Here is a 26,535-nt window from a genome sequence, read left to right on the forward strand (position 1 = left end):
CGTTCTCACGCTCTGAAGTCGTCATTCCCGCGAAGGCGGGAATCCAGCGCCAACAGTGGGTCTCTGCCTTCTCGGGGATGACAAGGCCAGGGGGGCACCGGGCAGTATGGTTCTGGTGGTGAGTCAGTGTGGATTCCCGCTTTCGCGGGAATGACGAGAATGAAGCCGGGAATGACGGGAGTCAACTCGTTCCCACGCTGGAGCATGGGAGCCAGAGGTTTTGCGACACCCTCTTTAGGGCGGGGAGGATGTCAATGTGTATCCAGTGACTCATAAAGCGAATTCAAATTCACGCTGTTCAAAAACTCTTCGGCAATTTTTGTCAGCTCACCGGATTTGATTATCAGAGCGTTGCTGTCGTTGAATGCCTGGCGCAAGTAGGCATCCTTGCCATATTCCTGAAACCAGGAAGAGCTGTTGATTTCAGACATCATGGCATACAGCTGTTTCGGTGAGGATGGATCACGAGCTCCATATTTGTATGGGTCATCAATTTTAGGCTTCACGGTAGCATCGACCCAACAATACGTTAAGCTACCGCCTTTCGAATGCGTTACTTCATACAGGTAGTGACTAAAGGCCTGCTGAATTGCCTGCCTGTATCTGGCTCTTGAATCATCTAAAAGCTTCTGATCCTGCCTTGATAATTCCGGGCTATTCTCAACTTTTTGTTGCAACAGGGCTTCGACCCTTTCATTAATCACAGTGCTGTTCCAGGAAGGCTGCCCCATGATAATCACCGGACGGTGGTTCGCCTTGCCCGAGATTAACTTTGGAAACGCAGGTGAGTGCATCAGCATTCGTTCTATATTCGGCATACCCTCAGGTTCGTTCGACCAGCCGGTCCGTAAAGACCGAACGATAATGATATCTTCAAAAGATTGCGAAAACCCGTTATGACAGTGAGTGACCAATAAGGCATCACCTTCTCTCTCCCGGAAGTTCCTGTAAGCCAACCGCCATGCAGGACTACTTTTTCTCCCGAAAAATACATACTTATACCATTTTTTCAGGCAATCAGCGGCTTTAACCTTCAGTTCGTCGACGCCTTCCAGACGCACAAATATCTGGTGATATCTATCAAACCCCCAGAAACGGTTGTCAAAGTGCACTGGATCCAGCCAACCCAATTTCATGGCTCCAAGTGCCAGGTGGATAGCCGAAGGTCTGGTTATGTCGATGTCTTGCAATATGTGCAGCAATGTCATTATCCACTTTAAACTGCTTGCTTCGGCCTGATCAATCACTGTCGCATAGATTGACTTGAGTCGTTCAATGACCTGATATTCAACACTGTTGCACAATATGTGCATTAATGCCTCTCTCATCAGTTTAAAGTCCATTTCCTGATCGACCAGTGCTTTGGTTTCCAATGTCTCCAGCATTGAGACTCCCATGAGAAAACCGGCTAAATTGTTTTCCTGCTGAGGGCTCTTTACTATTTCGGAATTACCTGAATGGGTTTCCAGCAATGCACTGTTTTCCTCAAGGGCTTTGTTCAGCTCCTCCAGACTCACGCCAAGGGTTTTAGCCAGAGCTTGCTTTTGGGCCAAATCAATCCCTTTCAGGAAAGCCTCAATCTTCTTTGACTCATCGCTGGAACAACTGATCTTTCTGTTGGGCTGGAAAGCATAGAGGATTTCTGTTGTCTTGGAAGGTGCTCCACCCAAATCCACGGATTTCCAGGTTTGGCCATCATCCAGGGAGTACTCGGCAAATGAGTGGATAGCGTTTTGAATATTTCGACAGGGAATCCCGAAATAACGACAAAAAGCAATAAAAACAGGCACACGATGAAGACAGTGCCCTTGCCGCTGTGTTACGAGGAATTTAAAGAAATTTTCATGGCGCTCTGGTTGAAGCTTACCCGAAAACAGTCGGCAATAGTCCGTGATCGCCCTGATTCGTTGCAGCGTGTTTATAGGGGATTTTATTTTCCGCAACAGTATCTTTACTTCGGATGGGTGGTCAGTTTTCGCAAACAGTTCATCCAGTACGGTTTTGATACCTTCTGAACAGTGGCTATCAAACCATGTTGATCGTTCCGGACGGGTTCCTTTGGCAGGCGTTTTTTTGCCCGGCTTTCTGGATTCTACGACATAAGCCACGTGAATACGCTGGTTGGCCTGAACCTCATTAACAGACAGTGTATGAAGACCGGTATATTGGTTTCTGACCAGGGTAAATGGCACATCAGGTTTTAAACGCAGGGCCACGATATAGTCATTAACCGTCAGGCTGGGCAATGCATGTCGACCATTGCCCGATATCCAGTTAAAAGTCGCCAGCGTTTGATCTCTGGTTAATTTCAGTTGCTGATCAGGCCCCGGCAACCGGGCCGGTATGAGGTTTTCGAAGCCATCAATGTCTTTATCATTAAGATCGATCTCTTTAACCTCACCCTCAGCAGACACATAAATATCCTTTGCCCACCAGCGATACATATGGGAAGGGCTCTCTGTCTCAAAAATTTTATAATCCTCAAGTTGTGGTATCTCCTGGCATTCATAGTCCGTTGTCCGATCCAATGTCGGAGCCTGATTCTTGTGGACTTCCGGATTGTAGGGTTCAGGAGCGTTATCACCGCCAACAGCTGACACTTGGTTACTGCAACCGTCAACCCGAAGGTTCTCCAGACCGCCCATCTGATGCCAAAATGCAGGCCATAGTTTAACGTCATGGTCATTCCATGCCGCTATCCGCTGTTCAGCGTCCTGAAGATAAGGCTGGGAAGCTGATAATTTCAGCGTTTGTTCCTGTTCTTCCGAGAGGGGAAAGACGCTATTGGCGTCCATGCCTGTCTGGCAAAAGTTACGATTAAACCAGCGTTGCTGCCAGTGTCGGTAGAGTGCCTGGGTGAGGATATCGTCCGATTCATCCGGTTTCAGGGAAAGACCGGATGCCCGCCACCGGGCCTGAGCCAGTCTTTTGATGATCTCCGTTCTGGCTTCCTTTGCATTCAGATCAGCGTCAACAAGCATTTCATGGCGTTTTTCATCCGTACTGTTGAGATAACTGCGTCGTATCAACCACGGACGATCAATGTCCGATATTGTTTGGTTTAACCATTTGCAAAGTCCGGAATCAAGCTCACTATTACTTGTGGCAATAGCCGATGGATCTGGCAGTTCCTCCAGCGATAGTTTGGCGGCCATCAGGTAAAGTCGGTAGTGCTGATTGAAGCATTGACGAAGTGCTTTTTTGCTAAAATCGCCTTTTCTGTTAACAGCCATCGCGACATTCTGTAAATCGCGACTGGTCGGTTGTAACGGCAGGTCTTTCCGTTGCAGGCAGGTCCTTAAACGACAATGTTTTTCAGTCAACCGTTTAGCCACGATTTTTCCCTGCTCATTCGCTGGCAAGACTTTTTCGGCAATGGTTTGCAATTCGGTCGAGCTGTACTGCCGGATCGGCAAATGCCTGAAACGCCCTTTCAGTGCCGGTGATAAGGGTTTTCGCCCGCTACACTCAGGCGGGTTGATGGTGGCAAACAGGTGGAAGCCCGGATGAGCGTCACCGGCCAGAATATCGTTTAACTCACCTTCCAGATGCTGGCTGTCGATCAGGTTCATTTCCGAAATAACAACGATGCCGCCATCGACTTTTGCCTTCTGGATGGCTTCACACACTTTGTCCCAGGAACAATCACAGGCATTCAGGAGAAAAACTTCCGGCATGGACTCTCCCCGTTGCTTAGCCTGCTTCCTGACACTTTCAATCACCAGGTTCAGCGTGGCATCTTTACCTCGTCCAGCCGGGCCTTCAATCAGCGTTGCCTGACGACCGCCGTGTTTTCTGTCATGATGATAAGCCTGCTGACTGCGGCTTAAATCCTGCCCAAGCTGTTGCACGAGCTCAATGACCGCCGATCCGGAGGTATCAAACTCAGGTCGGATTTCTTTGGTCAATGTTCTGAAGTCCTGCAGAATGTCTGGCAGGGTGTGGTTATGAACTCTGTCGCGCAGGGTGTTGTTCGGGTGGTAGCGCGCAGCAAACCAGATTTCCAGTGCCGAAAGGGCATCCTGTTGAGTCTCGCTGATTTCGGGACCCAGTAGATCCCGGAAACTTTGCCGGATCAAACTGTTCAATTGCTCACAGTTGACACTGTCTCCTTTGGATAACGCACGATCCAGATACCAACCCACCCAACTGCAGATATCGGTTAAATCCCTGGGAGTAAACTCATGCTCGGGCAAAAGCTCCTGATAATATTGCCACAGTGCCATCACACTCTTGCTGGCACTGTGTGCAATGTCGTTTATTTGCTGCTCCGGCAGATGCCTTTGTAAATGCCTGACCAGAGTCGGCTCCACTACCCTGTCCCGAAGGAATGCCTGGTCCAGGCGTGGGTAGTAAGCTCTGGGCAGCTTCTCTTTCAGGGCCAGGTCCATTTGGCGTCCCGAATAATGATCGGGATTGCCGGTAAGAATTACCCTGTGTTTTTTGCTGACCCTGACAGGATGACCATTCACGTAGATGCAGGGTTGCGTTTCCCACAAACCGTTCAATGATGCCAGCAATCCGGTTTTGGCCAGATTGGCTTCATCCAGAACCAGGGTAATGTACTCTTTTCCAACACAGCCTCCGTCTTTGTCGGATTCGGTCTTGGCCCATTCCATCAAGGCCCGGTTTTGCTGCACCATAGAGCGGTCGCCGTCGGCATGTTGTTGCCACTGCCAGCGTTTCATCAGGGTCTGTTCGCTGTCAGAAGGCCCAAGGGAAATGACCTTAGCCTGTCCTGAAGCCCTGGCCATTTTGGTGGAAAAGTAGCTTTTCCCGGTGCCGGTTTCCCCTTCAAGGAATATAACGGGAGAGTCTGTAAGCCGGTCATGGAGTCGGGATAATCGACGGCTTTCACGATCCTTCTGACTCGTCTCGCCGTGATAAAGATCCCGGGCCAGTGCCGACAATGGCTTATCAAAGGAGCTGGTCCATTTCAGTGATTCAGACAGTCGCTGTTCTACACGTTCAATGCCTTCTGTTCTGGAATTTGCTGTTCTGGCTATGTGAAAACAATCGCTGGCCAGAGCCTGAATGGCATCAGATCGGGTCTGCTCCAATGGCAAAGTTAACTGCCAGCCACAAGCCAGTGCATCCTGCAAACGTTTAATCTGTTTTGTTGGCCTGATGGCTAGTGATTGACAGGGCTCTGATGCCGCTGGATCGACTTCTAACTGATACGCCATTGCATCTCGTTTTTCTTCAGGTGCATGGGCGACGATCATGGTACAGAGATTGTCCAGAACTTCTTTTTCATTCTGCTCTGAAAATGGACTCTTATAGGACAGTTGTAATTTTTCATTAAAGACAGCCGGGTCAAAGGCTCTGGCCAGTGACCACAGGTTCTGCTTCACAAACTCTCTATCCAGGCGCAGAGAATTGTTGATAATGGCATTTAAGTGATCCGGGTCTATCGAGGCGGTTTGATTCTCGTCCGGCGTCTTATCCGGTAACAAGTGCCAACAGGCCACTTTCATAAAATCCCTCACAGTCGGGTGCTGCCGGGTACCATGGGTGATGACGCTATTGATGGCCTTGCGCCAGTGGCAGGGCAGGAGCTGCGCGGACTGGTCAACCTGCTTTGCCCGCCGGGCAGCCAGTATCAGGTTATTCAACAACCCTTCGGTCATTACAGGCAGAGAGTTTTTAAGGCCGACAGGTACGGTTTTAAACGCTTTGTAAAGTTTATCAACTGCTTGTTCTGGCAGCTCAGTTCCGGGGATATGATGCTTGTCGCCATTGATAGCCCAGAGATCGACTTCAGGGCACCGTTTACCTGTGGTGACCAGCGAATTAAATACTGAAGACGGGCTCTTGGCAGACTCAGGCCAGAGCAGGGTGACATGAGCTTGTGGGTAGGCCTGTAATTGGCCATTCACCACCAGAGGTTGCCCGGCAGCCAGAGGTTCCAGCAGGTGCTGAAGCGTTGGATTACTCTCCAGCCCAAGGAATACGACCGGCTTGCCAGCGGTTAATGCCTTCTGCAACTCACTCTGACTTCGTCCAAAATGGGCCTTTTGCTCCGAGGTGATATGGATATTATCAAATAGCTGGCTGAAGCCGGTCTGTTCATTGACCTGAATGACCAGAGGTGCTGGCTGGTGATTATTGATCCAATGGCTTGCCTGGGCATGTTGCTGATAAGTGACTGTTTCAAAGGCAGCGCGATTTCTGGTTTTTTCCAATGGGATGGGCAGAGGGTATTCATCGTTTTCTGCCAAGCCCAGGACTTTCGGCTGCCGTTTTGAATGAGCCACCTGAAGCCCTGGCTGCAAACCTGTCTTCTCGCGAATCCTCTGCAGTGAACCCAGCAAACGAAACCAGAGCGCCTCACTGAGGGGAGAAGTTACGGTGACGACTCCCCCCGCCTGAACTTGTTCCAACAGACAGGTGTTTGGGGCTGCATGGCCATCCGGGGCAATGGCAATGGGGCTCAGCCATTCATTGATATTACCCTGGTTAATGATGATCGGGTTTCCTGGTGCCTGCTCTTTATCAAGTCCTTTTTCACCTTCTGTGTCACCTTCTCTGTCGCAGGAGCAGGAAAGGCTCTGGAACAATGAACGAAGCTCATCATTTCCTACCGGCATTTGATAAAACTGAACATTGTCGGGTAACGGACAAATATTCCCGTTGCTCTCAAAACATTGTTGCACCAGCATCTGACGAATCGTCTGTTCAAAGGCCAGGTCCTGCCAGTTGGCCCCTTTCAGAATGACCCGTTGTACGGCTTTTAATGACTCAAGCCTGCCGGGGAGGTGTCGGATTCGCCCCTGTTGATCCACTCCGGGGCCGCCCAGAAGTAACTGTCGCCAGTTGTTGTGTAAGTGACAGTCAATAAGAACAGTATTGCTTTCATCCAAAACACTTTCGGCGGGGAATTCAGTCAATACCGGAGGAATCTTGTCGATGTTCATTGATGGGTCATTGCTGGTCTGAGCATCGAACCACCAGGTATTTTCCGGTCGATTAATTCGCCGCCAGAAATCAGCACCCAGTGCGCCGGCCGCAGGCGCTTCGTAGCTCTGGCCAACCGATGCCAGCTGCGCAGGGCTGGCCAGGACCAATAGAGAAACATGCTCACCCAGAGGGCGTTTCTTCTGGCTGACTTTGTCGTATAGACAGGGATTATCCGGGTCCAGCAGATCGTTAAACTTTGGCAGCTCGTCGCTGGTGAGTTTTCGGATATCCATCACCAGCGTTAGTGGCTTTGAACCTTCAAAGAGCTTGCCTGAGCTCAGAGTGTGGCAACCGTCGGCGGCAATACTCAACCGGCTCACCAGATTAGCCTGTGAAAGGTCATCGGGGTGGGAAATAAGGATGACATCCCGACCTTCATCGCCGGTTCGGGCAGCCAGAAGCTGTCGAACCTCATCATCATTGGCAACAAAACAGAAATCGAAGGAATAAGGGGCTGCCTGTGAGGAATCGGTTGAGGAAAGGGTACCTGCTCTGTCAGACAAGGTCATCGAAGTTGACGATACATAAGCTTTGACAGTGACAACAGGGTTGATGCCTTCAATCTTAGGCGGTGAACCGAACTGTGATCTCCCTGTTGGCATGCCATTATGGGATACGCCATTGTTACAAAAGGAGGGGGTTATTTCTCCGCCAATCTGACCATCCATAGCCACTTCTCCTGTCCTTTGAGAGATTAAGTTGAAATTGTTTGATCATTTGACCTTCGGATTGAAGAGAAGTTCATTTGGATCGTTATGTTTTGCCATTGAAGGAAGTCATCTATGATCACATTCTTAATGACTCACAAAGCGAATTTAAATTCATATTGCTCAAAAATTCATCAGCAATTTTTGTCAGCTCATTGGGTTTGAGTATCAGTGCATTACTGGTGTTGAGTGCCTGCCGTAGGTAGTCATCCTTAACAGAGTTCTCAAAAGAATAAGAGCTGAAAACAGAAGCCATCATGGCATACAGCTCTTCTGGTGAGGATGGGTCATGAGCGCCATATTCCGGCCTGTTGGCATCACCGCCCCAACAATAGGTTAAACAATCGCCTTTCGAGCGTGTCACTCCGTAAAGATAAAGACTGAAGGCCTGTATTAACGCATGCAAGTATCTCTCTTTTGAATCACTCAAAAAGCCTGCATCCTCAGGAGATATCCCAAGGTGGGCTAGTTCGTTTATTTGCGACAGTTGCTTCGAGTTCAGGCTATTCTCAACGGCTGTTTGAATCAGAGCTTCGATCTTTTCATAGAGCACATCGCCGTACCAGTGAGGTTGCCCCACGATAATCACCGGACGGTGGTTTGCCTTGCCCGAGTTTAACTTCACAAATGCAGGATGGTGCAGCAACATTTTTTCTATATTCGGAGTGCCCTGAGGTTCGTCCGTCCAGACGGTCTTTATGGATGAGCAGATCAATTTTTCTTCAAGCAGTGGCGAAAACCCTTCATGACAATGAGTGACAAACAAGGTATCACCATGTTCCCGTTGGAAGCGTTTATAATTGCGTTGCCATGCCAGGCTATTTTTTCCCCTGGTCAATAATCGCCGGTACCACATTTTCAGGCACTGGGCGGCTCTGGCCTTCAGTTCATCGACGCCTTCCAGACGCACCAAAAGCCGATGATGTTCAATGGCTTTCATAACAAGGCTCTTATAGTCCGGCAGTGGATCCAGCCATCCCGATTTCAGGGCTTCATAGGCAAAGTGAATAACCGAAGGGTTGTCCAGGTTACTCTCTTTCAATATATGCGTTATTGAATTCAACCAGTCTTCAGGGTCGGCCCCAGCCTGATTTATCATTTTTGAGTGCAGTAACCTGAGTTGTTCAGTGACCTGATTTTCATCACTTTTGGGCAATATCTGTTTGACCGCCTCTGACATTGGCCTGTGACGACCTTTACTGTCATCCAGTTCGCCGATCAATTTCCTCTCAAAATAGCCCAATGTTTCTGTCTCCAGTAATATTGAGACACCCATGGCAAAACCGGTTAAATCTCCTCTCGCCCAGAGATTCAATACCGTGTTGTAAGTGCTCAGGTTCGTTGCTGGCAATGCACTGCCTGTCTCAAGGACGTTGTTCAATTCCTCAAGGCCCATACCCATGGCCTCAGCCAAAGCTTGCCGTTGTGCTGAATCAGCCTCTTTCAGGAGATCACCGATCTTCTTCGACTCAGAACCAGAACCGCTGACCCTTCTGTTGGGCTGGAAGAAAGACAGGGTTTGTGTTGCCTCGACAGGCGACCCGCCCAAATCTACTGACTCCCAGGTTTGACCACCATCCACAGAACACTCTGCAAAGGCATGGGTACGGTTAGATATTTGCCGACATGGAATACCAAAATAACGACAAAAAGCGATAAAAACAGGCACACGATGACGACAGCTGCCTTGCCGCTGTGTTATGAGGAAGTGCAAAAAATTGCCACTTTGCTCTGGCATAGCTGCACCGGAAAACTCTCGGCAATAGTCCCCGATTGCATCAATGCGTTGTCTCGTGTTTTCAGCGCTTTTTATTCTCTGCAAAGGCAGTTGTATTTCGGGTAGTTGTTGGTCAATGTTCTCAAGCAGTCCCTTGAGTACTGTTTTCATACCTTCTGAACAGTGGCTGTCAAAACCTGTTGATCGTTCGCGGCGGGCTTTTCCGGCAGGTGTTTTTTGGTCCGCTTTTCTGTGTTCTACAACATAAGCAAATCGGATACTCTGGTTGGCTTTGGCCTCTGGAGCAGAGAGTATGTGAAGCCCGGTGTATCGATCCCTGATGAGGGTGAATGGCAAATGGGGTTCTGTTCGCAGGGCCACGATATAGTCGTTAACTGTCAGGCTGGGCAATGCAAATTGACCATTGTTGGATGAGATGTCCAGGGTTGCCAGGGTTTGATCGCTGGCTAATATCAGTTCCTGATCCTGTTCTGGCAACCGGGCAGGTATGAGGACTTCGGCCCCCTGTATGAACTGATGACTAATATTGATCCTTTTGATTTCACCCTCAGCAGATACATAAATATCCTTTGCCCACCATCGATAAATCCCGGGAAAATGGTTCGGCAAATCAAAAATTATATAGCGGTAAATTTGTGGCTTTTGCAGAGCCTCATAGTTCGTTTTCCGGTCTAATGCCGGAGCCTTTTCCTCACGGTCTTCCGGGAGGTATTTTTCAGGAGCCTTATCACCGTCAATAGTCAACGCCCGGTTTAGAGGTTGTGGCTCTTGGTCGGTTCCCTGAGCCAATGCCGGAGCCTGTTGGTCATGGACTTGTGGTATGTCTTGTGATGCGTCGTTAATAAAATTGTCTACCAGATGATTCGTCAGATCACTTAGCTGGTTCCAAAATGCAGACCACCCTTGAAGGTCAGGAGCGTTCCATGCACTTATCTGCCGATCAGCCTCCTGAAGGTAAGGCTGGCAAGCCGATAGTCTCAGCGTTTGTTTCTGTTCTTCCGTCATGGGAAAAACACTATTGCCGTCTACGCCTGCCCAGCCAAACTGGCGATCAAACCAGCGTTGCTGCCAGTGTCGGTATAGTGCCTGGATGAGCGTATCGTCGGACTCATCCGGCTTCAGGGATAGACCGGATGCCTGCCATTTTGCCTGAGCTACCCTCTTGATGATTTCCTTTTTGGCGTCCTCTTCATTCAAAAGAGTGTTGAAACAAATTTCGTGGTTTTTTTCATCAACACTGTTGTGATCACTGCGTCGAATCAGCCATGGACGATCAAAGTCCGGTACTGTCCGGTTGAACCATTCGCACAGGCCGGAATCAAGCTCACCTTTATCAAGGGCAAGAGCCGAAGATTCGGGCAGTTCATCCAGCGATAGGTTGGCAGCCATCAGGTAAAGCCGGTAGTGTTGATGGAGGCATTGATGAAGTGCTCTGTCAGTAAAATCGCCGCCTCTGAAGACAGCCCTGGCGACATTCTGTAAATCACGGCTGGTGGGTTGCAATGGCAGTTTTTTGCGCTGCAGGTAAGCCCTTAAAAGACAATGTTTTTCTGTTAGCTTTTTAGCGACGAATGTCCATTCCGGGGACTCTGGCAACAGCTTTTCGGCAATGGTCTGTAATTCTGCCGGGTTATACTGCCGGATGGGCAAATGCCGAAAACGTCCTTTCAGCGCTGGTGATAAGGGTTTTCGCCCACTGTACTCAGGCGGGTTGATGGTGGCAAACAGGTGGAAACCCGGATGGGCGTCACCGGCCAGAATATCGTTTAACTCACCTTCCAGGTGCTGGCTGTCGATCAGATTCATTTCTGAAATCACCACGATGCCGCCATCGACTTTTGCCTTTTGGATCTTTTCACACAGTTTGTCCCAGGAACAATCACAGGCATTCAGAAGATAGACTTCCGGCATGTATTCATCCTGTTGCTCAGCCTGCTTTTTAATAGCTTCAATCACCAGGTTCAGCGTGGCATCTTTACCTCGTCCCGCCGGGCCTTCAATCAGTGTTGCCTGACGACCGCCGTGTTTCCTGATGAAATGATAAGCCTGCTGACAGCGGTTTAAATCCTGTCCAAGTCGTTGCACTAGCTCACAGACTGCCGATCCGGAGGTATCAAAGTCTGGTCGGATTTTTTCGCTGACTGTGCTGAAGGTCTGCTGAATATCTGACAGGGTCTTGTTACGAACTCTGTCGCTCAGGGTGTTCTCTGATTTGTAACGGGCAGCAAACCAGATTTCCAGTGCGGACAGGGCATCCTGCTGAGTCTCGGTGATTTCAGGCCCCAGTACATCCCGAAAACTTTGTTGGATCAAACTGTTTATTTGCTCACAGGTCACAGTGCCGCGAGCGGGCAGGGCATGATCCAGATACCAGCCCACCCAACTGCAGATATCCGTTAAATCCCTGGGGGTAAACTCATGCTCTGGCAACAGCTCCTGATAATATTGCCAGAGTGCCATCACACTGTTGCTGGCACTGTCTGCAAAGTCGTTTATTTGATGCTCCGGCAGGTGCTCTTGTAGATGCTTGAACAGAGCAGGTTCCACCACTCTGTCCCGAAGGAATGCCTGATCCAGGGGAGGGTAGTAAACTCTGGGCAGTTTCTCTTTCAGGGCCGGGTCCATTTGGCGCCCGGAGTAATGATCCGGGTTGCCGGTAAGAATCACCCGGTGTTTCGGGCCGACCCTGACAGGATGGCCATTGACGTAAATGCAGGGTTGCGGTTCCCAGAGGCCGTTCAATGATGCCAGCAATCCGGCTTTGGCCAGGTTGGCTTCATCCAGAACCAGGGTGACATAGTGTCCATCCTTGTCGGACGGAGTTTTGGCCCATTCCATCAATGCCCGGTTTTGCTGCACCATCGAGCGGTCGCCGTCGGCGTGTTGTTGCCACTGCCAGCGTTTCATCAGGGTCTGTTCGCTGTCAGAAGGTCCAAGAGAAATGACCGCAGCCCGTCCTGAAGCCCTTGCCATTTTGGCGGAAAAGTAACTTTTCCCGGTGCCGGTTTCTCCCTCAAGGAATAGAACGGGAGAGTCTTTAAACCGGTCATGGAGCCGGGATAATCGACGGCTTTCACGATCCTCCTGACTCATCTTGCCGTGATAAAGATCCTGGGCCAGTGCTGACAATGGCCTATAAGCAGAACCCCTCCGTAGCGAATCAGACAGTCGATTTTCTATGCGTTCAATGCGTTCTGCGTCAGGGTTTTCTGTGACATATTCTCCCCTGGCAATGTGTAAGCAGTCGCAGACCAGAGCGTGAATGGCATCGGATCGGGTCTGCCCCAGTGGCAAAGACAACAGCCAGCCAGAGGCCAGTGCGTCTTGCAGACGTTTGATCTGTCTTGATGGCCTGATGACTAACGATTGATATTGTTCTGCTGCCGCCGGATCGACTGCCAACTGATACGCCATTGCCTGTTGTTTTTCTTCAGGAGCATGGGCCAGGATCATGGCACAGAAACTGTCCGGGACTACTCTTTTACCCCATTCTGGAAATGGATTGTCATAGGACAGTTGTAAGTCGCCATTAAACACTGCCGGGTCGAAGGCCCGGGCCAGTTGCCAGGGGTTCTGCTCCACAAACTCTCTATCCAGCCGCAGGGCACTGTTGATGACGCCATTTAACCGATCCGGGTCTACCGAGGCGGCTTGATCCTTGTCCGGTAACAAGTACCAGCAAGCCACTTTCATAAAATCACGCACTGACGGATTCTGCCGGGTGCCGTGGGTGATAACACTGTTGATGGCCTTGCGCCAGTGGCAGGGCAAGAGTTGTGGGGACTGGTCGGTCTGCCGTGCTCGCCGGGCAGCCAGTATCAGGTTATTCAATAACCCTTCGGTCATTTCAGGCAGAGGGTTACAAAGGTCGCCAGGTACGGTTTTAAAGGCTTCGTAAAGTGAGCAAATTGCTTGTTCTGGCAATTCAGTCCGGGAGATATCATGCCTGTCGGCATTGATATCCCAAAGATCGACTTCAGGACAGGGCTTACCCGTGGAAACCAGCGAATTAAATACTGAAGATGAGCTTTTCAAAGACTCAGGACAGAGTAGTGTGACACGAGCTTGTGGGTAGGCCTGTAATTGACCATTCACCAACAGAGGTTGCCCAACCATCAGGGGTTCCAGAAGCTGCTGAAGCGCTGGATTAGTCTCCAGTCCCAGAAGCACAACAGGCTTACCCGCAGTCAATGCCTTCTGCAACTTACTTTGACTTCGTCCAAAATGGGCCTTTTGTTCCGAGGCGATATGGATATTATCAAATAGCTGGTTGAAGCCGGTCTGTTCATTGACCTGAATGACCAGAGGGGCTTCCGGCTGATGATTGATCCAGTGATTTGCCTGGGCATTTTGCTGGTAAGTGGCGGTATTAACGGCGACAGTATCTCTGATTGTATTTTGTAGCCTGGACAAAAGGCATTCGTCGTGTTCATTCAACCCCAGAGCTTCCGGCTGCTGTTTCGAATGAGCCACCTGAAGTTTGGGTTGCAGGCCGGTTGTGTCGCGAATCGTCTGCAGTGAACCGAGCAAACGAAACCAGAGTGCCTCAGTGAGGGGAGAGGTTACGGTGACGACCCCCCCCGCCATAACCTGTTCCAACAGACAGGTGTTAGGTGTTGCATAGCCTTCCGGGGCAATGGCAGTAGGGCTCAGCCATTCGCTGATATTACTCTGGTTAATAATGATTGGGTTTCCTGGTGCATTATCAGAGCAGGAGAGGCTTTGAAACAGTGAATAAAGCTCGTCATTGCCAACCGGCATTTGATAAAACTGAACATCGTCGGGTAACGGACAGACCTTGCCATTGCTTTCAAAGCACTGTTGCGCCAACAGCTGTCGAATCGTCTGCTCAAAAGTCAGGTCCTGCCAGTCGGCTCCTTTCAGAATGACCCGTTGTCCGGCTTTCAAAGACTCAAGCCTGCCGGGTATATGCTGGATTCGCCCCTGTTTATCGACTCCGGGACCGCCCATCAGTAACTGTCGCCAGTGACTGTGCAAGTGACAGTTAATTAAAATTGTGTTGTCGTCTATAGTGCTTTCGCTGGAGGGGAGTTCAGCCAAAACCGGAGGAACCTTGTTGACAGTCATCGACGGGTGATTGCTGATTCGAGCTTCGAACTGCCAGGTATTACCTGGCCGATTAATGCGCCGCCAAAAGTCAGCGCCTGGTGCGCCGACCGGCGAAGCTTCGTCACGCTTGCCAAGCGATGCCAACTGTTTAGGGTCTGCCACAACCAGCACAGAAACATGCTCACCCAGAGGGCGTTTCTTCTGGCTGACTTTGTCGTACAGACAGGGGGTGTCCGGGTCCAGCAGATCGTTAAATTTGGGTAAATCCTCGCTGCTGAGTTTTCGGATATCTATCACCAGGGTTGATGGCTTTGAACCTTCAAAGAGCTTGCCTGAATGCAGAGTATGGCGACCCTCCCCGGAAATGCTCAACCGGGTCACCAGATTAGCCTGTGAAAGGTCATCGGGGTGAGAAATGAGGGTGACATCCTGATGTTCATCGCAGGTTCGGGCAACCAAAAGCTGTCGGACCTCATCATCACTGGCGACAAAACGAAAATCGAAGGCGTGAGGTTTTTTTTGCAGTGAGGAATCGGCTGAGGATACGGTTCTCGCTTTGTCAGGCATTGCCACCGAAGAGGGCGATGTTTTCAGTTTGCACTTCACCTGGTAGCAGATTTCTATGCCCTTTTCCTTTTCCTCTGATGGTGGCTTGGCTGGCACACGTCCATCAGGCACGTATCTCTCAGGAACAGGACTGTCTGTTTTTTCACCTATCTGATCATGCATAGTCAATCTCTCTCCCGGAGGACTGCTTGAAGTTGTTTAATCGTTTGACCTTCAGACAGGAGAAAAGTTCTATTGGAGGGTTATCCGAAACCATTAAAGGGAAATCACTGGTCTCGAATAACTCATCACGATCCGGCTACTACCTGGTCCATCACTGCGTCACAAAGCGAATTCAAATTCACGCTGTGCAAAAACTCCTTGGCAATTTTTGTCAGCTCGTGGGGTTTGAGCACCAGGGCGGTGCTGGCGTTTTGAACCTGCTTTAAGTAGTCAACCTTAACAAAACACTGAAAATCGAAAGAGCTTCCAATTCGATCCATCATGGCATACAGCTCTTTGGCTGAGGATGGGTCACGAGAGCCATAGCAGCTGCCCGGATCATGCGACCCGTTGATGAGTGCATTACCCCAGCAATACGTTAAATGACCACCCTCCGAGAGTGTCAAGTCACAGAGATAATGACAGAAGGCCTGCTCAACCGCTTCCCGACATTTATCTTTCAGGCTATATTGCGTATCTGTCGCAAAAAAGTTATTTATCCTCCCATCTTCGAAGAACTGCTTCATGCGAGGGCTGTTGCTGACTTTTTGAAACAGGGCTTCATACTTTTCACACATGTCTCCGTCGCCCCAGTTAGGTTTCCCCAAGATAATCACCGGACGGCGGTTCACCTTGCCCGACTTTAACTGCTCAAACGCAGGATCATGTACCAACATTCGTTCTATATTCGGAATGCCCTCAGGTACCTCAGTCCAGGCGATCTGCATAGATGGATCGAGAATTTTCTTTTCAAGGAGTGACGAACTGCCATCATGACAATGAGTGATGAAGAAGGCGTTATTTTTTTGCTTTTGGAAGCTTTCATAGACCGGCGGCCATACCTGGCTACTCTTTCCTCTGGGCAATAATTTCCTGTACCACATTTTCAGGCAGTGGGCGGCTCTAACCTTGAGTTCATCGATTCTTTCCAGAGTCAGCAACAGATTATGATGTTCTCTGGTCATCGTAACAGGGTTCTCATCGTCCGGAAGTGGATTAAGCCAACCCGATTTCAGTGCTTCATCGGCAAGGCGAATAAACGAAGGGGTTTCCTCATCACTCTTTGCCAATATATCCACTATTGATTTCATCCACTGGTGAGGGCTGGCTCTGCCCTGAACAATCATTTTTGAATACAATGACCTGAGTGGATCAGTGACCTGATCTTCGTCACTGTCGGACAATATTTGCTTTACTGCTTCCGACATCGGTTTATAGGTATACCCAGGGCCGTAACGCACATCACCGACCAATGCCTGCTCGTCAGGGCCCAGTGCTTCTGCCTCTAGCGACTCTAATAGTGAAACACCCGTTGCAAAACCGGTTAAATCTTTTTTCTCCCAAAGTTTCCTTACTATTTGGGCTTGGCTCAGATCATCGGTTACTGGCAATGCACCGCCTGTTTCAAGAGCTTTCTTCAGCTCCTCAATGCTGATACCACAGGCTTCAGCCAAAGCCTGCTGTTGTGCCGAATCAGCCCCTTTCAGGAGATTCTTAATCCTCCTTGACTCAGTGCCACAACCACTGGCCCAATGGGTGGGCTGGAAGTCAGGCAGGATTTCTGTTGCCTCGACAGGCTCCCCGCCCAAATCCACGAACTCCCAGGTTTGGCCTCCGTCCAGCGAATACTCTGCAAAGGCGTGATCGCAGTTAACAATTTGTCGGCATGGAATCTCAAAATAACGACAAAGAGCGACAAAAACAGGCGTACGGTGACGACAACTGCCTTGCCGCTGTGTTACCAGGAATCGAAACAAATTTTCACCGTACGCTGGTACAGAATCACCGGTAAACTGTTCACAATAGTCCTTGATTGCCTGGATTTGTTGCCTGTTGTCTCTGGCTTTTTCCACTGTCTGCAAAAGCTGCTTTAATTCCTCAGATTGGTCCTTAGTGGCCACAAACGGTTCTTCCAGCACTGTTTTCATACCTTCGCAGCAGTAGGCGTCAAATCGTTTTGATTGTTCCGATAGGGCTTCTTCAGCGGATGTTTTTATGCCAGGCTCCCTGGGTTCTACGACATAAGCAAATTTAATTATCTGGTTGGCTTCGGCTTCTGCAACTGTCAGTGTGTGAAGCCCGGTATATCGGTCCCTGACCAGGGTAAATGGCAATTCGGGTGTTATGCGCAGGGCTACGATATAGTCGTCAGGCGTCAGGCTGGGCAATGCATATCGACCATCGTCCGATGACCATTCAAAGGTCGCCAGCGTTTGATCTGTGGTTAATGTCACTTCCTGGTCAGATTCTGGTAACAGGTCCGGTATCAGGACTTCGGCCCCCTGCATGTGTCGATCATTAATATCGATCCATTTGATATCGCCCCCGGCAGACACAAAAATATCCTTTGCCCACCACCGATACATTCTGGAAGGAAGGCCCGGCCTGTTAAAAATTATATGATTGTCAGTCTGTGACTTACCCCGTTGCCCGTAGCTTGTTCTCCGGTCCAATACCAGAGCTTCTTCCTCGTGGTCTTCCGGATTGTATTTTTCAGGCCTGTTATCATCGCCAGTGCTCAAGGCTTCGTTAACAGGTTGTGGCTCATGGCTCGTGCTCTGAGACAATGCCGGAGCCTGTTCCTCGTCGATTTTTGCAGCCCGCGCCTGGTCAACATAATGGTCAGCCAGATGGCTCGGCAGATCACTCAGCTGATGCCAAAATGCAGGCCATAGTTGCACGGGATTGGCGTTCCATGCACTTATCCGCCGATCAGCCTCCCGAAGGTAAGGCTGGTTAGCCGTTAATTTCAGCGTTTGTTGCTGCTCTTCCGTAAGGGGAAATACACGATTAGCGTTTATAGCCGTCTGGCCAAACTCACGATCAAACCAGCTTTGCTGCCAGTGACGGTATATTGCCCCGGTAAGAATATCGGCTGACTCATACGGCTTCAGGGAAAGACCGGATGCCTGCCATCTGGCCTGAGCTACCCTGTCGATGATTTCCGCTTTGGTTTCCTCATCGGTCTGAAGAGCGTTAAAGAAAATTTCATGGTTTTTTTCATCCATACTGATGTGATCGCTGCGTTGTATCAACCAGGGGCGATCAATGCCCGGTATCGTTCGGTTGAACCACTCGCAAAACTCAGTATCAAGCTTACCTCTGGCCATGGCAAAAGCCGATGACCCGGGCAGTTGCTCCAGCGTTCTTCTGGCTGCCATCAGGTAAAGCCTGTAGTGCTGATTGAGGTATTGATGAAGTCTTGTTTTGGTAAAATCACCCCCTCTGTTAATGGCCTTCGCCACATTCTGTAAATCAAGGCTGGTGGGCTGCAACGGCAGTTTTTTCTCTTGCAGGCAGGCCCTCAATCGACAATGCTGCCGGGTCAGCTCTTCAGCTACGCTTTTCCCCTGCTCATTGTGTGGTAACACTTTCTGGGCAATGGTCTGCAGTTCGGTCGGGATGTACTGCCGGATGGGCAAATGTCGAAAACGTCCTTTGAGTGCCGGTGATAAGGGTTTTCGGCCACTGTACTCAGGCGGGTTGATGGTAGCGAACAGGTGGAAACCCGGATGGGCGTCACCGGCCAGAATATCGTTTAACTCACCTTCCAGATGCTGGCTGTCGATCAGATTCATTTCCGAAATGACCAGGATGCCGCCATCGACTTTTGCCTTCTGGATCGTTTCACACACTTTGTCCCAGGAACAATCACAGGCATTCAGGTAAAAGACCTCCGGCATGGATTCTTGCCGTTGCTTTGCCTGCTGTCTGACACTTTCAATCATCAGATTCAGCGTGGCATCCTTACCCCGTCCAGCCGGGCCTGCAATCAGCGTCGCCTGTCGTCCGCCGTGTTTCCTGTCGAGGTGATAAGCCTGCTGACAGCGGCTTAAATCTTGCCCAATCTGTTGCACCAGTTCACTGACTGCCGATCCGGAGGTATCAAACTCAGGTCGGTTTTTTTCAGTGAATTGCATGAAGGGTTGCTGTATATCCTTGAGGTTCTGTGTACGAACTTTGTCGCTCAGGGTGTTGTCCAGTTGGTAACGGGCAGCAAACCAGATTTCCAGTGCCAGCAGGGCATCCTGATAAGTCTCGGTGATCTCGGGACCCAGAAGATCCCTAAAGCTCTGCTGGATCAAACTGTTTATTTGCTCACAGGTAACAGGGGCAACGGTGGGCAGCGCACGATCCAGATACCAACCCACCCAGCTGCAGATATCCGTTAAATCCCTGGGGGTAAACTCATGTTCTGGTAACAGTTCCTGATAATATTGCCAGAGAGCCATCACGCTCCCGGTGGTAGTGTGTGCAATGTCGTTTATTTGATGGCGTTGCAAATGACTGAGCAAAGCGGGTTCCACTACTCTGTCCCGAAGGAAAGCCCGGTCCAGACGTGGGTAGTAAGCCCTTGGCAGTTTCTCTTTCAGGGCCGGGTCCATTTGGCGCCCGGCGTAATGATCCGGGTTGCCGGTGAGAATCACCCGGTGTTTCGGGCCGACCTTGACAGGATGACCATTCACATAAATACAGGGTTCCGGTTCCCATAAGCCGTTCAATGATGCCAGTAATCCGGTTTTGGCCAGGTTGGCCTCATCCAACACCAGTGTTATGTATTCGTCGTCTTTGTCGGATTCGATCTTGGCCCATTCCATCAGCGCCCTGTTTTGCTGCGCCATAGAGCGGTCGCCGTCGGCGTGCTCTTGCCACTGCCAGCGTTTCATCAGGGTCTGTTCGCTGTCGGAAGGTCCAAGGGAAATGACCTTGGCCTGTCCTGAAGCCCTGGCCATTTTGGCAGAAAAGTAACTTTTCCCGGTGCCGGTTTCTCCCTGCAGGAATATAACGGGAGAGTCCGCAAATCGTTCATGGAGTCGCGACAATCGACGATTTTCACGATCCTTCTGACTCGTCTCGCCGTGATAAAGATCCCGGGCCAGTGCTGACAAGGGCTTATCAATGGAGCTGGTCCATTTCAGTGATTCAGACAGTCGCTGTTCTACACGTTCAATGCCTTCTGTCCTGGAATTCGTTGTTCTGGCTATGTGAAAACAATCGCTGGCCAGAGCCTGAATGGCATCGGATCGGGTCTGCCCCAGCGGCAAGGACAACTGCCAGCCAGAGGCCAGTGCATCCTGTAAACGTTTAATCTGTCTGGTTGGTCTGATGGCTAACGATTGACAGGGCTCTGTTGCCTTCGGATCAACTTCCAGCTGATAGGCCATTGCCTGTTGTTTTTCTTCAGGAGTATGGGCCAGGAGCATGGCACAGAAACTGTCCGGGACTCCTTCTTCGTACCATTGCGGAAATGGATTTTCAAAGGACAGCTGTAAGTCGCCATTAAAGACTGCCGGGTCAAAGGCTCTCGCCAGAGGCCACAGGTTCTGCTCGACAAACGTTCTATCCAACTGCAGGGTGCTACTAATGATGTCATTTAATTGATCCGGATCTACCGAGGCGGCTTGATCCTCATCCGGCGTCTTATCCGGTAACAATTGCCAACAGGCCACTTTCATAAAATCTCGCACGGAGGGGTGCTGCCGGGTGCCATGGGTAATGACGCTATTGATTGCCTTGCGCCAATGGCAGGGCAGGAGATGTGGCGACTGGTCAACCTGCTGTGCTCGCCTGGCGGCCAGAATCAGGTTATTCAATAACCCTTCGGTCATTTCAGGCAGAGGGTTACAAAGGTCAGCAGGTACGGTTCTAAAGGCTGCGTAAAGTTCATTAAGCGCTTGTTCTGGCAGCTCAGTCCGGGAGATTTTATGCCTGAGGACATTGATACCCCAGATATCGATCTCAGGACAAGGGGTGGCTGCGGCTACCATCGAACCGAATACTGAAGATGGGCTGTTCGCAGACTCAGGCCAAAGTATTGTGACATGAGCCTGTGGGTAGGCCTGTAATTGGCCATTCACCATCAGAGGTTGCCCGACAATCAGGGGCTCCAACAGCTGCTGAAGGCTTGGGTTACCCTCGAGACCCAGCATTACAACCGGCTTGCCAGCCGTTAATGCCTCCTGCAATTGACTCTGGCGTCGCCTGAAATGGGCCTTTAGTTCCGAGGTGATATGGATCTCATCAAATAGCTGGCTGAGGCTGGTCTGGTCATTGACCTGAATGATCAAAGGGGCTTCCAGGTGATCTTTTATCCACTGACTTACCTGGGCATGGTGCTGATAAGTGACGGTACTAAAAGCGGCCTGATTCCTGCCTTTTTTATCTTGCTGATGGCTCCCGGGGAGCGGGCACTCATCATTTTCTGTCAATCCCAGGGCTTCCGGTTGTTGCCTTGAATTGACCACCTGAAGCCGAGGCTCCATGCCGGTCGTTTCGCGAATGGTCTGCAGTGAACCCAGCAAACGAAACCAGAGTGCCTCGGTGAGGGGAGAAGTTACGGTGACGATCCCCCCCGCCTGAACCTGTTCCAAAAGACAGGTGTTAGGGACGGCATAACCTTCCGGGGCAATGCTAATCGGGCTCAGCCATTCCCTGATATTGCTCTGGTTAATGATGATCGGGTTTCGTGGTGCGTCGGGGGAAAGTCCTTCCTCATCGTGTTTGTCAAAAGAGCAGGACAGGCTTTGGAACAGTGAATGAAGCTCGTCATTCCCCACCGGCATTTGATAAAACTGAACATCGTCCGGTAACTGACAGACTTTCCCGTTGCTCTCAAAACACTGTTGCGCCAGGATTTGTCGGATCGTCTGTTCAAAGGCCAGGTCCTCCCAGTCGGCCCCTTTCAGAATTACCCGTTGCCCAGCCCTTAATGACTCAAGCCTGCCGGGGGTGTGCTGGATTCGCCCCTGTTTATCGACTCCGGGGCCGCCCAGCAGCAACTGTCGCCAGTTATTGTGAAAGTGGCAGTCAATTAGAAGGGTATTGCCGTCTATAGCGCTTTCGGCAGAAGGGAATTCAGCCAATACCGGAGGAACCTCGTCGGTTTCCATCAACGGCTCATTGCTGGTTTTTGTGTCAAACTGCCAGGTATTGTCCGGTCGATTAATTCGCCGCCAGAAGTCTGCACCCGGTGCGCCGCCTGCGGGCGCATCGCCATGCTGGCCAACCGCTGCCAATTGCCCGGGGTCTGCCAGGACCAGCAGAGAAACATGGGGTCCTAAAGGGCGTTTCTGCTGACTGACTTTGTCATACAGACAGGGGTTATCCGGGTCCAGCAGGTCGTTAAATTTTGGTAGCTCATCGCTGCTGAGTTTTCGGATATCTATCACCAGAGTTAATGGCTGTGAAGTGTCAAACAGCTTGCCTGAACGCAGAGTCTGGCGACCGTCGCCGGAAATGCTCAACCGGGTCACCAGATTAGCCTGTGAAAGGTCATCGGGGTGAGAAATGAGGGTGACATCCTGATGTTCATCGCAGGTTCGGGCAACCAAAAGCTGTCGAACCTCATCATCACTGGCGACAAAACGAAAATCGAAGGCGTGAGGTTTTTTTTGCGGTGAGGAATTCGTTGAGGATACGGTCCTCGCTTTGTCAGGCATTGCCAACGGAGAGGGCGATGTCTTTAGTTTGGACGTCACCTGGTAGCAGATTTCTATGCTCTTTTCTTTTTCCTCCGATGATGGCTTGGCTGGCACATGTCCATCAGGCACGTATCTCTTAAGAGCAGAGCTGTCTGTTTTTTCACCAATCTGGCCATCCATAATCAATCTCTCTCCCTAAGGACTGCTTGAAGTTGTTTTGTTGTTTGACCTTCAGACAGGAGAAAAGTTCTATTTGCAGGGCTCTGTAGGGGACACTCGGGGATGACAAGGCTAGAGGGGGCACCGGGCAGTATGGTTCTGGTGGTGAGTCAGTTTGGATTCCCGCCTTCGCGGGAATGACGGGAGTGAAGCTGGGAATGACGGGAGTGAAGCTGGGAATGACGGGAGTGAAGACGGGAAAGAGTATGTGGTCGTCATTCCCGCGAAGGCGGGAATCCAGCGCCAACATAGGGTCACCGACTTCTCCGGCATGACAAGGTCAGGGAGTCACCGGGCAGTATGGTTCTGGTGGTGAGTCAGTTTGGATTCCCGCCTTCGCGGGAATTACGGGAGTGAAGCTGGGAATGACGGGAGTGAAGACGGGAAAGAGTATGTGGTCGTCATTCCCGCGAAGGCGGGAATCCAGCGCCAACATAGGGTCACCGACTTCTCCGGCATGACAAGGTCAGGGAGTCACCGGGCAGTATGGTTCTGGTGGTGAGTCAGTTTGGATTCCCGCCTTCGCGGGAATTACGGGAGTGAAGCTGGGAATGACGGGAGTGAAGCTGGGAATGACGGGAGTGAAGACGGGAAAGAGTATGTGGTCGTCATTCCCGCGAAGGCGGGAATCCAGCGCCAACATAGGGTCACCGACTTCTCCGGCATGACAAGGCCAGGGAGTCACCGGGCAGTATGGTTCTGGTGGTGAGTCAGTTTGGATTCCCGCCTTCGCGGGAATGACGGGAGTGAAGCTGGGAATGACGGGAGTGAAGCTGGGAATGACGGGAGTGAAGATGGGAATGACGGGAGTGAAGCTGGGAGTGACGGGAGTGAAGACGGGAAAGAGTATGTGGTCGTCATTCCCGCGAAGGCGGGAATCCAGGGCCAACATAGGGTCACCGACTTCTCCGGTATGACAAGGCCAGGGAGGCACCGGGCAGTATGGTTCTGGTGGTGAGTCAGTTTGGATTCCCGCCTTCGCGGGAATGACGGGAGTGAAGCTGGGAATGACGGGAGTGAAGAAGGGAATGACGGGAGTGAAGACGGGAAAGAGTATGTGGTCGTCATTCCCGCGAAGGCGGGAATCCAGCGCCAACATAGGGTCACCGACTTCTCCGGCATGACAAGGTCAGGGAGTCACCGGGCAGTATGGTTCTGGTGGTGAGTCAGTTTGGATTCCCGCCTTCGCGGGAATGACGGGAGTGAAGCTGGGAATGACGGGAGTGAAGCTGGGAATGACGGGAGTGAAGCTGGGAATGACGGGAGTGAAGAAGGGAATGACGGGAGTGAAGACGGGAAAGAGTATGTGGTCGTCATTCCCGCGAAGGCGGGAATCCAGCGCCAACATAGGGTCACCGACTTCTCCGGCATGACAAGGTCAGGGAGTCACCGGGCAGTATGGTTCTGGTGGTGAGTCAGTTTGGATTCCCGCCTTCGCGGGAATTACGGGAGTGAAGCTGGGAATGACGGGAGTGAAGCTGGGAATGACGGGAGTGAAGATGGGAATGACGGGAGTGAAGACGGGAAAGAGTATGTGGTCGTCATTCCCGCGAAGGCGGGAATCCAGCGCCAACATAGGGTCACCGACTTCTCCGGCATGACAAGGTCAGGGAGTCACCGGGCAGTATGGTTCTGGTGGTGAGTCAGTTTGGATTCCCGCCTTCGCGGGAATGACGGGAGTGAAGATGGGAATGACGGGAGTGAAGCTGGGAATGACGGGAGTGAAGAAGGGAATGACGGGAGTGAAGACGGGAAAGAGTATGTGGTCGTCATTCCCGCGAAGGCGGGAATCCAGCGCCAACATAGGGTCACCGACTTCTCCGGCATGACAAGGCCAGGGAGTCACCGGGCAGTATGGTTCTGGTGGTGAGTCAGTTTGGATTCCCGCCTTCGCGGGAATGACGGGAGTGAAGATGGGAATGACGGGAGTGAAGCTGGGAATGACGGGAGTGAAGATGGGAATGACGGGAGTGAAGCTGGGAATGACGGGAGTGAAGACGGGAAAGAGTATGTGGTCGTCATTCCCGCGAAGGCGGGAATCCAGCGCCAACATAGGGTCACCGACTTCTCCGGCATGACAAGGTCAGGGAGTCACCGGGCAGTATGGTTCTGGTGGTGAGTCAGTTTGGATTCCCGCCTTCGCGGGAATGACGGGAGTGAAGACGGGAATGACGGGAGTGAAGCTGGGAATGACGGGAGTGAAGCTGGGAATGACGGGAGTGAAGACGGGAAAGAGTATGTGGTCGTCATTCCCGCGAAGGCGGGAATCCAGGGCCAACATAGGGTCACCGACTTCTCCGGTATGACAAGGCCAGGGAGGCACCGGGCAGTATGGTTCTGGTGGTGAGTCAGTTTGGATTCCCGCCTTCGCGGGAATGACGGGAGTGAAGATGGGAATGACGGGAGTGAAGCTGGGAATGACGGGAGTGAAGCTGGGAATGACGGGAGTGAAGACGGGAAAGAGTATGTGGTCGTCATTCCCGCGAAGGCGGGAATCCAGCGCCAACATAGGGTCACCGACTTCTCCGGCATGACAAGGCCAGGGAGGCACCGGGCAGTATGGTTCTGGTGGTGAGTCAGTTTGGATTCCCGCCTTCGCGGGAATGACGGGAGTGAAGCTGGGAATGACGGGAGTGAAGATGGGAATGACGGGAGTGAAGAAGGGAATGACGGGAGTGAAGACGGGAAAGAGTATGTGGTCGTCATTCCCGCGAAGGCGGGAATCCAGCGCCAACATAGGGTCACCGACTTCTCCGGCATGACAAGGCCAGGGAGTCACCGGGCAGTATGGTTCTGGTGGTGAGTCAGTTTGGATTCCCGCCTTCGCGGGAATGACGGGAGTGAAGATGGGAATGACGGGAGTGAAGCTGGGAATGACGGGAGTGAAGATGGGAATGACGGGAGTGAAGAAGGGAATGACGGGAGTGAAGACGGGAAAGAGTATGTGGTCGTCATTCCCGCGAAGGCGGGAATCCAGCGCCAACATAGGGTCACCGACTTCTCCGGCATGACAAGGCCAGGGAGGCACCGGGCAGTATGGTTCTGGTGGTGAGTCAGTTTGGATTCCCGCCTTCGCGGGAATGACGGGAGTGAAGATGGGAATGACGGGAGTGAAGCTGGGAATGACGGGAGTGAAGCTGGGAATGACGGGAGTGAAGCTGGGAATGACGGGAGTGAAGACGGGAATGACGGGAGTGAAGATGGGAATGACGGGAGTGAAGATGGGAATGACGGGAGTGAAGATGGGAATGACGGGAGTGAAGCTGGGAATAGTGGAGGTAAAACTCGGGGGGGGATTTTGCAAGCGGTCACTGAATATTATCCCACAGGTTGTTCCATTGTGGGTTTTCTTTTTCAATCAAATCAATCTTCCACTGGCGATTCCATTTCTTCAGCTGTTTTTCGCGGATAATGGCCGACTCCATCGTTTCATGCTGCTCAAAGTAAACCAGCTTGTGAACGCTATATTCTGCTGTAAAACCAGGAGCCAGGTTGTTTTTGTGTTGCCATATCCTCTGAATCAGGTGACTGGTTACACCAATATACAGTGTTCCATTTCTCTTGCTGGCAAGAATGTAAACGCAAGGCTGCTTAAGCATTGATACTCCTTCGATCGTCATTCTCTCAAAGGCGGGAACCATTCAGCTTGAGT

The 26,535-nt window shown here is 51.2% G+C and carries 12 protein-coding genes; all 12 read right to left on the reverse strand.

The window, feature by feature from the left end; genetic code table 11:
• Positions 1-5: 5 nt before the first annotated feature.
• The gene (locus ACO6V5_RS23275) at positions 6-185 is read right to left on the reverse strand and encodes a hypothetical protein (RefSeq protein ID WP_422135367.1); all 180 of its coding nucleotides are present in this window, start codon (positions 183-185) and stop codon (positions 6-8) included.
• Positions 186-251: 66 nt separating this feature from the next.
• The gene (locus tag ACO6V5_RS23280; RefSeq protein WP_422411703.1) at positions 252-7,628 is read right to left on the reverse strand and encodes an AAA family ATPase; all 7,377 of its coding nucleotides are present in this window, start codon (positions 7,626-7,628) and stop codon (positions 252-254) included.
• Positions 7,629-7,746: 118 nt separating this feature from the next.
• Entirely contained in the window at positions 7,747-15,204 is a 7,458-nt protein-coding gene (locus ACO6V5_RS23285) for an AAA family ATPase (RefSeq protein WP_422411705.1), read from the reverse strand.
• A gap of 125 nt (positions 15,205-15,329) precedes the next feature.
• Positions 15,330-22,844: an AAA family ATPase gene (locus tag ACO6V5_RS23290; RefSeq protein ID WP_422411707.1), complete on the reverse strand. Its 7,515-nt coding sequence runs from the start codon at positions 22,842-22,844 to the stop codon at positions 15,330-15,332.
• Positions 22,825-23,133: a hypothetical protein gene (locus ACO6V5_RS23295; RefSeq protein ID WP_422135363.1), complete on the reverse strand. Its 309-nt coding sequence runs from the start codon at positions 23,131-23,133 to the stop codon at positions 22,825-22,827. Before ACO6V5_RS23295 ends, ACO6V5_RS23290 begins: the two co-directional genes overlap by 20 nt.
• 30 nt (positions 23,134-23,163) lie before the next feature.
• Complete coding sequence (locus ACO6V5_RS23300; RefSeq protein WP_422135362.1) at positions 23,164-23,319, reverse strand: hypothetical protein; 156 nt, start codon at positions 23,317-23,319, stop codon at positions 23,164-23,166.
• 30 nt (positions 23,320-23,349) lie between these two features.
• Positions 23,350-23,982 carry a hypothetical protein gene (locus tag ACO6V5_RS23305; protein ID WP_422492175.1) on the reverse strand — a complete coding sequence of 211 codons (633 nt, stop codon included), beginning with the start codon at positions 23,980-23,982 and terminating at the stop codon, positions 23,350-23,352.
• A 30-nt stretch (positions 23,983-24,012) separates the two neighbouring features.
• Positions 24,013-24,231 (reverse strand): hypothetical protein, encoded by a 219-nt coding sequence (locus tag ACO6V5_RS23310; protein ID WP_422492176.1) that lies wholly within the window; start codon positions 24,229-24,231, stop codon positions 24,013-24,015.
• Positions 24,232-24,261: 30 nt separating this feature from the next.
• Positions 24,262-24,459 carry a hypothetical protein gene (locus tag ACO6V5_RS23315; RefSeq protein ID WP_422492177.1) on the reverse strand — a complete coding sequence of 66 codons (198 nt, stop codon included), beginning with the start codon at positions 24,457-24,459 and terminating at the stop codon, positions 24,262-24,264.
• Positions 24,460-24,489: 30 nt separating this feature from the next.
• Entirely contained in the window at positions 24,490-24,936 is a 447-nt protein-coding gene (locus tag ACO6V5_RS23320) for a hypothetical protein (protein ID WP_422492178.1), read from the reverse strand.
• 30 nt (positions 24,937-24,966) lie between these two features.
• The gene (locus ACO6V5_RS23325) at positions 24,967-26,241 is read right to left on the reverse strand and encodes a hypothetical protein (RefSeq protein WP_422492179.1); all 1,275 of its coding nucleotides are present in this window, start codon (positions 26,239-26,241) and stop codon (positions 24,967-24,969) included.
• The gene (locus ACO6V5_RS23330; protein WP_422409598.1) at positions 26,192-26,482 is read right to left on the reverse strand and encodes a GIY-YIG nuclease family protein; all 291 of its coding nucleotides are present in this window, start codon (positions 26,480-26,482) and stop codon (positions 26,192-26,194) included. The genes ACO6V5_RS23325 and ACO6V5_RS23330 overlap by 50 nt, the downstream gene beginning before the upstream one ends.
• Between the last annotated feature and the right edge of the window lie 53 nt (positions 26,483-26,535).

This window comes from Endozoicomonas sp. ALD068 (assembly GCF_049310145.1).
Lineage (GTDB): Bacteria > Pseudomonadota > Gammaproteobacteria > Pseudomonadales > Endozoicomonadaceae > Endozoicomonas_A.